At 73.3% G+C, this 13,269-nt stretch carries 10 protein-coding genes and 1 riboswitch; of the genes, 2 read left to right on the forward strand and 8 right to left on the reverse strand.

Going from position 1 to position 13,269, the window contains the following annotated elements; all coding sequences use genetic code 11:
* The 8 genes from cobO to ACIRPU_RS25320 form a co-directional block, all read right to left on the reverse strand.
* Nucleotides 1-600 (reverse strand): cob(I)yrinic acid a,c-diamide adenosyltransferase, encoded by a 600-nt coding sequence (gene cobO, locus ACIRPU_RS25285; RefSeq protein ID WP_355703911.1) that lies wholly within the window; start codon nt 598-600, stop codon nt 1-3.
* Nucleotides 600-2,681 carry a putative cobaltochelatase gene (locus ACIRPU_RS25290; protein ID WP_403871143.1) on the reverse strand — a complete coding sequence of 694 codons (2,082 nt, stop codon included), beginning with the start codon at nt 2,679-2,681 and terminating at the stop codon, nt 600-602. Before ACIRPU_RS25290 ends, cobO begins: the two co-directional genes overlap by 1 nt.
* Nucleotides 2,678-6,334 (reverse strand): cobaltochelatase subunit CobN, encoded by a 3,657-nt coding sequence (gene cobN, locus ACIRPU_RS25295; protein WP_403871146.1) that lies wholly within the window; start codon nt 6,332-6,334, stop codon nt 2,678-2,680. The genes ACIRPU_RS25290 and cobN overlap by 4 nt, the downstream gene beginning before the upstream one ends.
* Entirely contained in the window at nt 6,331-7,875 is a 1,545-nt protein-coding gene (locus ACIRPU_RS25300; protein WP_403871148.1) for a cobyric acid synthase, read from the reverse strand. The genes cobN and ACIRPU_RS25300 overlap by 4 nt, the downstream gene beginning before the upstream one ends.
* The gene (locus ACIRPU_RS25305) at nt 7,872-8,870 is read right to left on the reverse strand and encodes a cobalamin biosynthesis protein (RefSeq protein ID WP_403871151.1); all 999 of its coding nucleotides are present in this window, start codon (nt 8,868-8,870) and stop codon (nt 7,872-7,874) included. The genes ACIRPU_RS25300 and ACIRPU_RS25305 overlap by 4 nt, the downstream gene beginning before the upstream one ends.
* A gap of 99 nt (nt 8,871-8,969) precedes the next feature.
* A riboswitch (cobalamin riboswitch) is annotated at nt 8,970-9,112 on the reverse strand.
* A 130-nt stretch (nt 9,113-9,242) separates the two neighbouring features.
* Nucleotides 9,243-9,464 (reverse strand): hypothetical protein, encoded by a 222-nt coding sequence (locus ACIRPU_RS25310; protein ID WP_403871154.1) that lies wholly within the window; start codon nt 9,462-9,464, stop codon nt 9,243-9,245.
* A gap of 34 nt (nt 9,465-9,498) precedes the next feature.
* Nucleotides 9,499-10,767, reverse strand: coding sequence for an anion permease (locus ACIRPU_RS25315; RefSeq protein WP_403871157.1), 1,269 nt, complete (start codon nt 10,765-10,767; stop codon nt 9,499-9,501).
* 153 nt (nt 10,768-10,920) lie between these two features.
* The gene (locus tag ACIRPU_RS25320) at nt 10,921-11,334 is read right to left on the reverse strand and encodes a hypothetical protein (RefSeq protein ID WP_403871160.1); all 414 of its coding nucleotides are present in this window, start codon (nt 11,332-11,334) and stop codon (nt 10,921-10,923) included.
* Here ACIRPU_RS25320 and ACIRPU_RS25325 point away from each other — a divergent pair.
* Together ACIRPU_RS25325 and ACIRPU_RS25330 are read left to right on the forward strand one after the other, a co-directional pair.
* Entirely contained in the window at nt 11,333-12,064 is a 732-nt protein-coding gene (locus ACIRPU_RS25325; protein ID WP_403871163.1) for a class II aldolase/adducin family protein, read from the forward strand. The genes ACIRPU_RS25320 and ACIRPU_RS25325 overlap by 2 nt on opposite strands.
* Nucleotides 12,065-12,127: 63 nt before the next feature.
* Entirely contained in the window at nt 12,128-13,264 is a 1,137-nt protein-coding gene (locus ACIRPU_RS25330; RefSeq protein WP_403871166.1) for an alpha/beta hydrolase family protein, read from the forward strand.
* Nucleotides 13,265-13,269: the final 5 nt, after the last annotated feature.

Below are 13,269 nucleotides of genomic sequence, written 5' to 3' on the forward strand. Positions count from 1 at the left end.
TCACCACTCGATACCCCGCTGCCCCTTCTGACCCGCGTCCATCGGGTGCTTGACCTTGGACATGTCGGTGACGAGGTCGGCCAGGTCGACGAGCTTCTCCGGCGCGTTCCGCCCGGTGATCACGACGTGCTGGGTGCCCGGCCGATGGCGCAGCACGTCGACGACCTCGTCCGTGTCGACCCATCCCCAGTGCATCGGATACGCGAACTCGTCGAGCACGTACAGCTGGTACGTCTCGGCGGCGAGATCCCGCTTGACCTGCTCCCAGCCCTCCCGGGCCTTCTCCTCGTTGTCCATCTGGGAGTCCCGCTGGACCCAGGACCATCCCTCGCCCATCTTGTGCCAGTCGACGGAACCGCCCTCCCCGGACGCCCCCAGCACGCGCAGCGCGTTCTCCTCGCCGACCTTCCACTTCGCCGACTTGACGAACTGGAACACCCCGATGGGCCATCCCTGGTTCCAGGCCCGCAGCGCGAGCCCGAAGGCGGCGGTGGACTTGCCCTTGCCGATCCCCGTGTGCACGACGACCAGCGGCCGGTTGCGTCGCTGACGCGTGGTCAGGCCGTCGTCCGGCACCACACTCGGCTGTCCCTGAGGCATTACGCGGCCCTCCTCGAAGTCCCCTGCACGTCCCTGACCAGTCCGGCGATGGAGTCCGCCCGCAACTCGTCCAGCGTCACGGCGGTGCCCCCCAGCTCACCCGCGAGCTGCCCCGCGAGCCCCAGCCGGACCGGCCCCGACTCGCAGTCGACGACCACGGACGCGATCCCCTCGGCGGCGAACAGCCGGGCCGCCCGCCCGGCGAGAGCGACCGGCTCGGGGCCGCCGGTGGCCCGTCCGTCCGTCACCACGACGACCAGCGCCCGCCGCGCCGGATCCCGCAGCCGCTCGACCCGCAGCACGTCGTGCGCCTTGAGCAGCCCGGCGGCGAGCGGCGTCCGCCCACCGGTGGGCAGCGACTCCAGTCGTACGGCGGCGGCGTCCACCGACGAGGTGGGCGGCAGCGCCAGGTCCGCGGTCGTCCCCCGGAAGCTGACGAGCCCCACCTTGTCGCGCCGCTGGTAGGCGTCGAGCAGCAGCGACAGCACGGCGCCCTTCACCGCGGTCATCCGCTGCCGGGCCGCCATAGACCCGGACGCGTCGACGACGAAGAGCACGAGGTTGCCCTCACGCCCCTCCCGGGTCGCCTGCCGCAGATCGTCCCGGCGGACGACGAGCCCGCGTCCGGACCTTCCCCGCTCCCGCTGGTGCGGTGCGGCGGCCATCACCGTCGCGGCCAGGTGCAGCTTGGTGAGCGTCCCCCGGGGCCGCCGCGCACCCGTCGTCCGCCCGTGCTCGGTCCGCGCCCGTGAGCGCCGTCCGGCGGCGCCCTCACCGATTCCGGGCACGCTCAGCACCTTCGTGCGGAACGGCTCGGCGGCCCGTACGGCGGACTGCTCCCCGGCTCCGGAAGCGGCGGGCCGCGGCTCCCCGCCCTCCCCGTTCTCCGTGCTCTCCGCGTTCTCCGTGCTCTCCGCGTTCTCCGCGCTCTCCGTGCTCTCGTCCGTCTCGGGTCGGGCGGCGGTGTCGTCGTCCCCGTCCCGCGGACCGTCGCCGTCGGACCGCGGCGGCTGCCCGCCGTCCCCGCCACCGGGCCCGTCGGGGTCGGGGTCGGGATCCTCGTCGTCCGAGCCGCCGAACTCCTCCAGCGTCTCGTCCAGCTTGTCCTCGTCGAGTCCCGGCGCGTCGAAGGGGTTCCGGCGCCGGCGGTGCGGCAGCGCCAGCAGCGCGGCCTGCCGCACGTCCTCCGCGAGCACGTCCGTGCGCCCGGCCCAGGCGGCCAGCGCGGTGGCGGTCCGCGCCATCACGATGTCGGCCCGCATGCCGTCCACCTCGAAGGCGGCACAGGTCGCCGCGATCTGCCGCAGCGCCCCGTCTCCCAGCCGCACCGAGGGCAACAGCTTCCGCGCCGCCACGATCCGCCCGCGTACGGCGCTCTCCTCGTCCGCCCACCGCTCGGCGAAGGAGGCCGGATCGTCGTCGTGGGCGAGCCTGCGCCGTACGACCTCCACCCGTTGGTCGGGATCGCGCGAGGCGGCCACCTCCACCGTCAGCCCGAACCGGTCGAGCAACTGCGGACGCAGTTCGCCCTCCTCCGGGTTCATCGTCCCGACGAGCAGGAACCGCGCGGCGTGGCGCACGGAGACACCCTCGCGCTCCACGTACGAGGCACCCATCGCGGCCGCGTCGAGCAGCAGGTCGACGAGGTGGTCGTGGAGGAGGTTGACCTCGTCGACGTACAGGATCCCGCGGTGCGCGTCGGCGAGGAGCCCCGGCTCGAAGGCCTTGACGCCCTCGGCGAGGGCCCGCTCGATGTCGAGGGCGCCGACCAGCCGGTCCTCGGAGGCGCCGACGGGCAGCTCGACCATCCGGGCCGGCCGGGTCTCGAAGGCCCCCGGCTCGTGCGGCCCGTCCGGGCAGGCGGGGTCGGGGGAGCCGGGGTCGCAGGAGAACCGGCAGCCGGAGACCACGTCCAGGCTGGGCATGAGCGCCGCGAGGGCGCGGACCGCCGTGGACTTGGCGGTGCCCTTCTCGCCACGGACCAGCACACCGCCCACCGCCGGCGAGACGGCGTTCAGCAGCAGCGCGAGCCGCAGGTCGTCCTGGCCGACGACGGCCGTGAACGGGAATGGGGTACTCACTTCTCGTCGCCCTCCAGGTCGCCTTCGAGCTCCAGGTAGGTGGCGCGCAGCCGCTCGATCGTGTGGGCGTCCGGCTCGGCCCACAGCCCGCGGTCGGCGGCTTCGAGGAGCCGCTCGGTGATGCCCCGCAGGGCCCACGGGTTGGACTTCTTCATGAAGTCCCGGTTCTCCGGGTCGAAGACGTACTCGGCGCTGAGTTTCTCGTACATCCAGTCGTCGACGACTCCGGCGGTGGCGTCGTAGCCGAAGAGGTAGTCGACGGTCGCCGCCATCTCGAAGGCGCCCTTGTAGCCGTGCCGCCGCATGGCCGCCATCCAGCGCGGGTTGACCACGCGCGCCCGGAAGACCCGGTGCGTCTCCTCACCCAACGTGCGCGTCTTCACCTGGTCCGGCGTCGCCGAATCACCCACGTACGCCTCGGGGTTGGCGCCCGTCAGGTGCCGCACCATGGCGACCATGCCGCCGTGGTACTGGAAGTAGTCGTCGGCGTCGACGAGGTCGTGCTCGCGCGTGTCCACGTTCTTGGCCGCGACGGCGATCCGCTTGAACGCCGTCTCCATGTCGCCGCGCGCCGCCCGCCCGTCGAGCCCGCGCCCGTAGGCGTAGCCGCCCCAGACGGCGTACACCTCGGCGAGGTCCGCGTCCGAGCGCCAGTTGCGGGCGTCGATCAGCGGCAGCAGCCCCGCCCCGTAAGCCCCCGGCTTGGAGCCGAAGATACGGGCCGTCGCGCGTCGCCGGTCGCCGTGCGACGCGGTGTCCTCGTCCACGTGGGCGCGCACGAAGTTGGACTCGGCGGGCTCGGCCAGCTCGGCCACCGCCCGCACCGCGTCGTCGATCAGCCCCACCACGTGCGGGAACGCGTCCCGGAAGAACCCGGAGATACGGACGGTCACGTCGATGCGCGGCCGGCCCAGCTCGGCCGTCGGCACGATCTCGAAGCCCGTCACCCGGCGCGAGGCGTCGTCCCACACCGGACGGCAGCCGAGCAGCGCCAGGATCTCGGCGATGTCGTCGCCCTGGGTGCGCATCGCGGACGTGCCCCAGACCGTGAGGCCGACGGACTTCGGGTACGCGCCCGTGTCCTGGAGGTACCGCTGCACGAGGGAGTCCGCGAGAGCCTGCCCGACCTCCCAACTCAGCCTGGAGGGAATGGCCTTGGGGTCGACCGAGTAGAAGTTGCGTCCGGTCGGCAGGACGTTGACCAGTCCGCGCGTCGGAGAGCCCGACGGACCGGCCGGGACGTAACCGCCGTCCAGCGCCTTGAGGATGTGCCCGATCTCGTCGGTGGTCCTCGCGAGCCGCGGTACGACCTCCGCGCACGCGAACTCCAGCACCGCGACGGCGTCCGGGAGTTCGGTGCCCAGGACCTCGCGCACGAGGGCCCGGCTCCCGGCGACCTCCCACCCGCGCTCCTCCGCGCCCTCCGCGATCCGCCGGCACAGCTGCTCCAGCAGGTCGATGGCGTCGGCGCCGGTACGGGAGGGGCCGTCGACGAGGTCCGACAGCTCGACCGGCACCTTCACCGGCGCACCCGGCTCGGCGAGCAACTCCTTCTCCACCAGCCCGAAGTGGCCGGCCAGCGCGGCCCGCAGCCCCGGCAGCGCGTTCGCCTGCCCGCCCCACACCTGCGAGGCGCGCAGCACGGCCAGCACCAGGTTGACCCGCGCCTCGCCGACCGGACCGCCGCCGAGGACGTGCAGCCCGTCCCGGATCTGCACGTCCTTGATCTCGCACAGATAGCCGTCGATGTGCATGACGAACGAGTCGAAGTCGTCGTCGCCCGGCTGCTCGTCCACGTGCAGGTCGTTGTGCAGCTCGGCCGCCTTGACCAGCGTCCAGATCTGCGCGCGCACGGCCGGCGCCTTCGTCGGATCCAGGTCGGAGACGAGCGCGTACTCGTCGAGGAGCTGCTCCAGCTTGGCCAGGTCGCCATAGGTGTCGGCGCGCGCCATCGGCGGCACCAGATGGTCGACGACGGTGGCGTGCCCGCGCCGCTTGGCCTGGGTGCCCTCGCCGGGGTCGTTGACGATGAACGGGTAGACGAGCGGCAGATCCCCGAGGACGGCGTCCGGGGCACACCCCCCGCTCAGCCCGAGCCCCTTGCCCGGCAGCCACTCCATCGTGCCGTGCTTGCCCATGTGCACGATCGCGTCGGCGCCGAAACTGTTCTCCAGCCACCGGTAGGCCGCCATGTAGTGGTGCGACGGCGGCATGTCGGGGTCGTGGTAGATCGCGATCGGGTTCTCGCCGAAGCCGCGCGGCGGCTGGATCATCACGACGACGTTCCCGAACTGGAGGGAGGCCAGCACGACGTCGTCCCCGTCGACGTACAGCGAGCCCGGCGGCTCGCCCCACGACTGAAGCATGCCGTCGCGCAGTGCCGGGTCGAGCCGGTCGAACCACGCCCGGTAGTCGGCCAGCGGGACCCGGGCGGGCGCGGCGGCCAGCTGCTCCTCGGTGAGCCATTCGACGTCGTGGCCACCGGCGTTGATCAGGCGGTGGATCAGCTCGTCGCCGTTGTCGGGGTGCCCGGTGACGCCGTATCCCGCGTCCCGCAGCGCGTCCAGCACCCGGATGGCCGAGGCGGGGGTGTCGAGGCCGACCGCGTTGCCGACCCGCGAGTGCTTGGTCGGGTAGGCGGTGAAGACGAGCGCGAGCTTCTTCTCGGCGTTCGGCTTGTGCCGGAGCCGGGCGTGCCGGACGGCGATCCCGGCGACGCGTCCGGCCCGCTCGGGGTCGGCGATGTACACCGGCACGTCGTCCGGGCCCTGCTCCTTGAAGGAGAACGGGACGGTGATGATCCGCCCGTCGAACTCCGGGATGGCGACCTGCATCGCCGCGTCCATGGGGGAGAGGGCGGCGTCGGACGCCTCCCAGGCGCTCTTCGACGAGGTGAGGCAGAGCCCCTGCAACACGGGGACGTCGAGGTCGGCGAGCGCGCCGATGTCCCAGGCCTCCTCGTCCCCGCCCGCCGAGGCCTGCGAGGCGTGCGTGCCGCCGGCGGCGAGGACCGTGGCGACGAGGGTGTCGGCCCGCCCGAGGATCTCGTACAGCCCCGGGTCCGCCCCGCGCAGCGAACCGCAGTACACGGGAAGGGCGTTGGCGCCGCGCGCCTCGACGGCGTCGCACAGCGTGTCCACGAAGGCGGTGTTGCCGCTCAGCTCGTGCGCCCGGTAGAAGAGCACCCCGATGGTCGGCCGCCCCTCGACGAAGACACGCTCGCCGTGGACGCCGTACTCGGGCATCTTCTGCGGCTCGACGAACCCCTCACCGGTCAGCAGCACGGTGTCGGAGAGGAACCGGGCCAGCTCGGTCAGGTTGGCCGGGCCGCCCTCGACGAGATACCGCAGCGCCTCCGCCACCACACCGGCCGGCGCCGACGACTCGGCCATCAACTCCGCGTCGGGCACGGCCTCGCCGCCCAGCAGCACGGTCGGCACGCCGGACGCCCTGAGCGCGGCGAGCCCGTCCTCCCAGGCACGCTTGCCGCCGAGCAGCCGGACGACCGCGATGTCGGCGCCGTCGAGGAGCGCGGGGAGTTCCCCGGCGACGTCCACCCGGGTCGGGTTGCCGATCCGGTACGAGGCGCCGGAAGCGGCCCGGGCCGCCAGCAGATCGGTGTCGGCGGTCGACAACAACAACACTGTGCTCATGCGGGTGCTCCCGGTGGAATGAAAGGCAGTCCTTGCGGCGCGCCCGACTCGATGAGCCGCCAGAGCGCGTCGGTGTCCGCGTGCTGTTCGATCAGGTCGCCGAGCCGGTCGAGCTGCTCCTCGCGCAGCCCGGCGAACGAGGTGTCGGCGGCGGGCACGAAACGACGGCCCGCGGCGGCCGCCACCTCGCGCAGGAAGGCCCGCCGGAATCCGTCGGACTCCAGCGAGCCGTGCCAGTGCGTGCCCCAGGTCTGTCCGACGCGGCAGCCGTCGAGGCTGTGCCCCCGGCCGTCGGAGAGGAACGGCTCCCCGCCGGCGACGTCGGCGACCCCGTGATGGATCTCGTACCCCTCGACCCGCTCGCCGAGGGCTTCGCCGACCGGCCGGGTGAGGGTCTTCTCGCGGGCGAACCGCACCCGGACGGGCAGGACTCCGAGCCCCTCCACGTGTCCGAGCCGGCTCTCGACCTCGTCCTCGATGTGCTCGCCGAGGATCTGGAAACCCCCGCAGATGCCGAGGACGGGCCGCTGCTCGGCGGCCCTGCGGAGGATGGCCTGCGCGAGCCCCCGCTCCCGCAGCCACTCCAGGGCGCGCACGGTCCCCCGGGTCCCCGGAATCACCACCAGGTCGGCGTCGGCCAGTTCCTCGGGCCGGTCCACGAACCGCACGACGACGCCGGGTTCGGCGGCCAGCGCGTCCACGTCCGTGAAGTTGGACATGAGGGGGACGGCGCAGACGGCGACCCGCAGCACGTCCTCGCCGACGGGCGGGGCGGTGTTCGACTCCCGCACGGTTCCCCGCAGCGAGACCCTCAGCCCGTCCTCCTCGTCGATCCCGAGCCCGTGCCGGAACGGCAGCACGCCGTACGTCGGCCGCCCGGTGAGCCCGTGCAGCATGTCCAGGCCCGGCTCCAACAGGGAGACGTCCCCGCGGAACTTGTTGACGAGGAACCCGGCGACGAGTTCCTGGTCCTCGGGCGAGAGCAGGGCGACGGTGCCGAAGAACGAGGCGAAGACGCCCCCGCGGTCGATGTCGCCGACGACGAGCACGGGCAGCCGCGCGCCCCGCGCGATCCCCATGTTCACGATGTCGGTCCGCCGCAGGTTGATCTCGGCCGGACTGCCCGCCCCCTCACAGATCACCGCGTCATACGTGCCCCGCAACTCGGCGAGGCAGTCGAGAACGGTTCCGAGGAGTTTCTGCTGCCGTCCGCCGTGATACCCACGGGCGCTCATCTCGCCCACCGGCTTGCCGAGGAGCACGACCTGACTGCTCTGTTCACCGCCCGGCTTGAGCAGCACGGGGTTCATCAGCGCGGTCGGCTCCACCCGGCAGGCCTGAGCCTGCATGGCCTGGGCTCGCCCGATCTCGGCGCCCTCCGTCGTCACGAACGAGTTCAGGGACATGTTCTGCGCCTTGAAGGGCGCGACCTTCACCCCCTGCCGCACCAGCCACCGGCAGATCCCGGCCGTGACGACGCTCTTGCCGGCGTCGGAGGTGGTGCCGGCGACGAGGAGACCCCCGCCCAGACCCCCGCTCATGTCGTACGCCCCTTCAGCTGGTTCCCCTGGTTCCTCTGGTCGCGCTGGTTGCTCGCGACGATGCTCGTGGCGACGACGCGCGCGGCGACGGTCACGCCGAGCGCGAGCAGACCGACGCGGCGGGAGAGCCGCGCGGCACGTTCGATGTCCCGGGCGACGACGGGCCGCCCGGCCGCGCCGTTCAGCACGGGCCGGTGCTCGACCCGCCCGGCGTACGACAGGGTCCCGCCCAGCCGCACCCCGAGGGCGCCCGCGAACGACGCCTCCACCGGCCCGGCGTTGGGGCTCGGATGCTTACGGGCGTCGGCCCGCCAGGCTCGTACGGCGCCTCGGGGATCGCCTCCCGCGACGGTGGCGAGCACGGCGGTCAGCCGGGCTCCCGGCCATCCGGCGACGTCGTCGAGGCGGGCGGCGGCCCAGCCGTACCGCAGATACCTCGGCGACCGGTGACCCACCATCGCGTCCAGGGTGTTGACGGCCCGGAACCCGACCAGGCCCGGCACTCCGCCCACGGCTCCCCACACCAGCGCCCCCACGACGGCGTCGGAGGTGTTCTCGGCGACGGACTCCACGACCGCCCGGGCGATCCCGTCGGCGTCCAGCGCCTGCGGATCCCGCCCGCACAGATGCGGCAGCCGCTCCCGGGCGGCCTCGACGTCCCCCGCTTCGAGCGCCCGCCCGATGGCCCGGGCCTCCCGGACCAGCGAACTGCCCCCGACCACGGCCCAGGTGGCGGCGGAGACCAGAGCGAGTGAAGCGGCGGGGGAACGGCGTACGGCCTGCTCGGCGACTGCTCCCAGGGCCACGACCCCGCCCGCGCACACGACGGCGTGGAGGGCGCCCTGTCCCCGGTGGTCCCGCCACAGCAGCCGCTCGACGGCACCGGCGGCCCGCCCGAACGCGGCGACCGGATGCCCTCGGCGCGGATCGCCGAGCAGCAGGTCGCCCAGGAGGCCGGTGGCGGCGCCGTACGCGTAGAGGCGATCGGCACGCATCGGCTCAGCCGGCCGTGGGGTCGGGCAGCGACCTGGTGCTGTACCTCAACGGCCGAGCGAGCATGGCGATATGTCCTCACTCAGGGTGTCCACGCCCTGGTTCGACGAGACCGGCGGCGAGAGTTCCTGGCTCCCGGGGGTTTCTACCCCGGTCACAGTGGCGGGACCGCGCCGGATTCACACCGGCTTCCTCTTCTGCTGCCGTACATGGCTCGGGCAGTCCACCACGGCCCGCAAGAGCCGTCAACTTGCTGTTGACCTGCGAGGCTGGAGTGTGCAGAACCCCACACGGGGCCGGTCGGCGGGGCCGCGAACGCCAAGGGGTGCGGGACGGTGATCCGTCCCGCACCCCAGGGGTGTTCGGATGGTGCGTCAGGCGACGATCAGTGAGATCCCGTACGCCACCGCCGCCGCGCAGGCCGCGAAGCAGGCGTACGTGCCGGTCACCGCGAGGGTGGCCGAGCCGCCCTGCGCCGACGCGCGTTCCTGCCGCGACAGGCCCATGATGCCGAGGGTGAACAGGGCGACGAGGCCTACGGTGACCACGAGGCTGACGCCGAAGACGGAGCCCAGGGCTGCCCAGTCGATCTTCATGCTGCTTCTCTTCCTTCGTGCCGGGTGCGCGGGCTCAGACGGCCGCGGCCGGCGGAGCGGCGGGGGTCGCGGGCTCTGCGGACGGGGCGGGGATCGTGGCCGTCAGGTCCGCCGTGAGGCCGGCCGTGAGGTCCTCGGCCAGGATGCCGGCGGGCGGCGGGGTGACGGCGGCGATCGCCGTCGTGACGACGCCCGCGGGCTCCTCGGGCTCGTTGACGTTCGAGGCGTCGACGACCTCGCGCCGGGAGACCTTCCAGATGGCCGCGCTGGAGGCGATCAGGAAGACCGCCACGAGGGCCGTGCCCCAGTCGCCCAGGCCGGTGACGGCCTCGGCGAGCGCGCCCACCAGGGCCGCGGCCGGGAGCGTCAGGCCCCAGGCGACGAACATCCGGGTCGCCGTCGACCAGCGGACCACCCCGCCCTTGCGGCCCAGCCCGGCGCCCATCACGGCACCGGAGACCGAGTGCGTGGTGGAGAGGGAGAAGCCGAGGTGCGAGGAGGCCAGGATGACCGTGGCCGCGCTGGTCTGGGCGGCGAAGCCCTGCTGCGGCTGGAGGTCGGTCAGGCCCTTGCCCATGGTGCGGATGATCCGCCAGCCGCCGAGGTAGGTGCCGAGCGCGATGGCCAGGCCGGCGGAGAGGATGACCCAGGTGGGCGGGTCGGAGTCGGGGGCCACGACACCGCCGGCCACCAGGGCCAGGGTGATGATGCCCATCGTCTTCTGCGCGTCGTTGGTGCCGTGCGCGAGGGAGACCAGGCCGGCCGAGGCGATCTGGCCCGTGCGGTAGCCCTTCGCCGCGGCCTTGCCGTCGGCCTTCTTGCCGAGGGTGTAGGAGAGGCGGGTCGCGAGCATCGCCGCGACGCCCGCGACGATCGGCGCCGCGATCGCCGGGATCAGCACCTTGGTGACCAGCGCGTCACCGTGCACCGCGCCCGTGCCGGCCGACGCGATGGTGGCGCCGATCAGACCGCCCATCAGGGCGTGCGAGGAACTGGACGGCAGGCCCACCAGCCAGGTCAGCAGGTTCCAGAGGATCGCGCCGACCAGGGCGGCGAAGATGACCTCGGGACGGATGCCGGTCTCGTCGACGAGACCTTTGGAGATCGTGTTGGCGACCTCCACCGAGAGGAAAGCTCCCACAAGGTTGAGCGCGGCGGACATGGCCACCGCGACCTTGGGCTTGAGTGCACCGGTCGAGATGGTGGTGGCCATCGCGTTGGCGGTGTCGTGGAAACCGTTCGTGAAATCGAACGCGAGTGCGGTGACGACCACAATCGCGAGGATCAGCGAGAAGTTTTCCATTTACCCAGGCAATCGTTCGAAGTCATTGGCGCGTTGACCGTAAGCAATCTGGGTGAACGGAAGATGAACTGGGAAGGGCGTCAGGGTGTCTGTGTGAGGGGGTCGGGGCGCAGTCCCGTCGCGGCGCGGGGGCAGGGCTCAAGCGCCGTACGGTCACCCGTCCTTGGCGAGCCCGCGCGGCCGCGTCGCGGAGCCGTCAAAGAGATTCCGGTCACCCCACAGGCTGCCGCTGTCCGCGTACTGCCAGAAGGCCCCGTCGGCCGTCCGGCCGACGCCGTCCCGAGTCGACGCCCCGTGACGGGCGGTGCGCGGGGCGTGACCCACGTGACCGTCCGGGCCCGGTCGGGGCCCCGGTCGGGCCGCGGCGTCTGCACCCCTGTCGTAGGGGCCGTACGCGACGTCGAGCGCGGGCGGCAGGGTCCGGCCGTCGGCGCACCGGCCGCCGCCATCGTGTACGAAATACGCGGCCCGCTCCTCGCTCGGGCCCATGGCCCACAGGGCGAGGCGATACACGCCGGGGAACAGTCCGGCGGCGGCCTCCGGTGGCTCCTGGCAGGATCGCGGCATGGCTGAGGAGCGGCGCGAGCAGGGGGACGCCCGGGATCACCGGGACGGCGTACAGGACGTGGCGGAGCGGTGGGGGAGGCATGCCGTCCTCGAGGAGGCGCGGGCCTGGGAGGCGCTCGTGACGGCGGCCCGCCGCACCGTGACCGACGGGCTGGTCGTCGGCACCTCCGGCAACGTCTCCGTGCGCGTCGGCGACACCGTGCTGGTCACACCGTCGGGCGTGCCCTACGAGCGGCTCACCCCCGACGACGTCACGGGCGTCGACCTCGCCGGCCGGCAGGTGCTCGGCACCCTGCTCCCGACGAGCGAGCTGCCCATGCACCTCGCCGTCTACCGCACCACGGACGCCAGGGCGGTCGTCCACACCCACGCCGTGCACGCGACCGCCGTCTCGACCCTCGTCACCGAGCTTCCCCGCGTCCACTACATGGCGGGCGCGCTCGGCGGACCCGTCCGGGTCGCCGCCTATGCGACCTACGGCACCGAGGAGTTGGCCGAGAACATGCTCCGCGCCCTGGTCGACCGCAGCGGCTGCCTCCTCCAGAACCACGGCACCCTCACTCACGGCGCCACCCTCGACCAGGCCTACGACCGCACGGCCCAGCTGGAGTGGATGTGCCGCCTGTGGCTGACGGCCTCGTCCGTACCCGGCCTGAACCCGGCGCTCCTGACGGAGGAACAGGTCGCGGAGGCGGGCGAGCGACTGCGCGGGTACGGGCAGCGGGAGTGACCCGCCGTCCCCCGACCGGCTCCACCACTGGCCGGGAGGGAGGCGGGCCAGGACACTGGACGGGTGCGCACTGTCAAAGCGACGGCCGCCGCCGTCACCGCAGCCCTGGCCGCCGGCGTCGTCAGTGTCGCCGCAGGCCGGCTGGCCAGCGACGCCGCGTTGAAGGCGCCGCCCGGTCGGCCCCTGCCCACCGAACCCCGGCTCACCGTGCACGGCGCGGCCGCCGGCCGGATCACCCTCACCCGTGACCTGGCCGCGCTGCGCCCCGGCACCTACGGCCTCTCCGGCGACGGCTCCCACGCGGTCGTGGGTCCCGTCCTGCCCACCGCCCCGCACTCCGCCGACACCGTCGTACGCCGACTGGAGCGGGTCACCCATGGCAGCCTGAGCTCCGGCGACGCGGTCTGGCTGACCCCCAATCTCCACGTCGGCAACCCGAGCAGCGCCCTCGGTCTCGACCACGCCGACATCGACGTCCCCGGCGAGCTGGGCAACCTGCCCGCCTGGTTCGTGCCCGGCCCGCGCCGCACCTGGGTGATCGCCGTGCACGGCCTGGGCACCACCCGGGAGCACACCCTGAACGTCATGGGCTTCCTGCACCGCCGTCGCTTCCCCGTCCTGGCCCTCGCCTACCGCGGCGATCTCGGCGCGCCCCGCTCCCCGGACGGCCTGAACCACCTCGGCGAGACCGAGTGGCGCGACCTGGACGCGGCGATGCGGTACGCCGTGCGTTACGGCGCCGAACGCGTCGTCCTCCTGGGCTGGTCCACCGGCGCGACCATGGCCCTGCGGGCCGCCGCCGACTCGGGGCTGCGCGACCTCGTCTCCGGGCTGGTACTGGACTCCCCGGTCCTCGACTGGCGGACGACGGTGCGCGCCCTCGCCGCCGCCCGGCGCACCCCGGGCGCGCTGCTGCCGCTCGCCGTCCGTGCCGCCGAGGGCCGCACCGGGCTGCACACCGGCCCCGGCGGCCACGGGGACGCCGTCGCCGATCCGGACCGGCTGAGGGTCCCGACCCTCCTCCTGCACGGCCCCGACGACACGGTCGCCCCCTGGGGCGCCTCCCGCCGTCTCGCCGCCTTCCGTCCCGAGCTGGTCACCCTGCACACCGTCCCGCACGCCCCGCACGGCGCCATGTGGAACCCAGACCCCGCGGCCTACGAGGAGGCCCTGCGCCGCTTCCTCACCCCGCTGATGTGACCTCC

Origin of the sequence: Streptomyces sp. NPDC102259 (assembly GCF_044766465.1) — a bacterium.
Classification (GTDB): Bacteria; Actinomycetota; Actinomycetes; order Streptomycetales; family Streptomycetaceae; genus Streptomyces.

Coding starts and splice junctions, on each gene's coding strand:
- ACIRPU_RS25325 (WP_403871163.1), top strand. CDS start 11,333: ATGGCTGAGGAGCGGCGCGAGCAGGGGGACGCCCGGGATCACCGGGAC.
- ACIRPU_RS25320 (WP_403871160.1), bottom strand. CDS start 11,334: ATGCCGCGATCCTGCCAGGAGCCACCGGAGGCCGCCGCCGGACTGTTC.
- cobO (WP_355703911.1), bottom strand. CDS start 600: ATGCCTCAGGGACAGCCGAGTGTGGTGCCGGACGACGGCCTGACCACG.
- cobN (WP_403871146.1), bottom strand. CDS start 6,334: ATGAGCACAGTGTTGTTGTTGTCGACCGCCGACACCGATCTGCTGGCG.
- ACIRPU_RS25305 (WP_403871151.1), bottom strand. CDS start 8,870: ATGCGTGCCGATCGCCTCTACGCGTACGGCGCCGCCACCGGCCTCCTG.
- ACIRPU_RS25300 (WP_403871148.1), bottom strand. CDS start 7,875: ATGAGCGGGGGTCTGGGCGGGGGTCTCCTCGTCGCCGGCACCACCTCC.
- ACIRPU_RS25315 (WP_403871157.1), bottom strand. CDS start 10,767: ATGGAAAACTTCTCGCTGATCCTCGCGATTGTGGTCGTCACCGCACTC.
- ACIRPU_RS25310 (WP_403871154.1), bottom strand. CDS start 9,464: ATGAAGATCGACTGGGCAGCCCTGGGCTCCGTCTTCGGCGTCAGCCTC.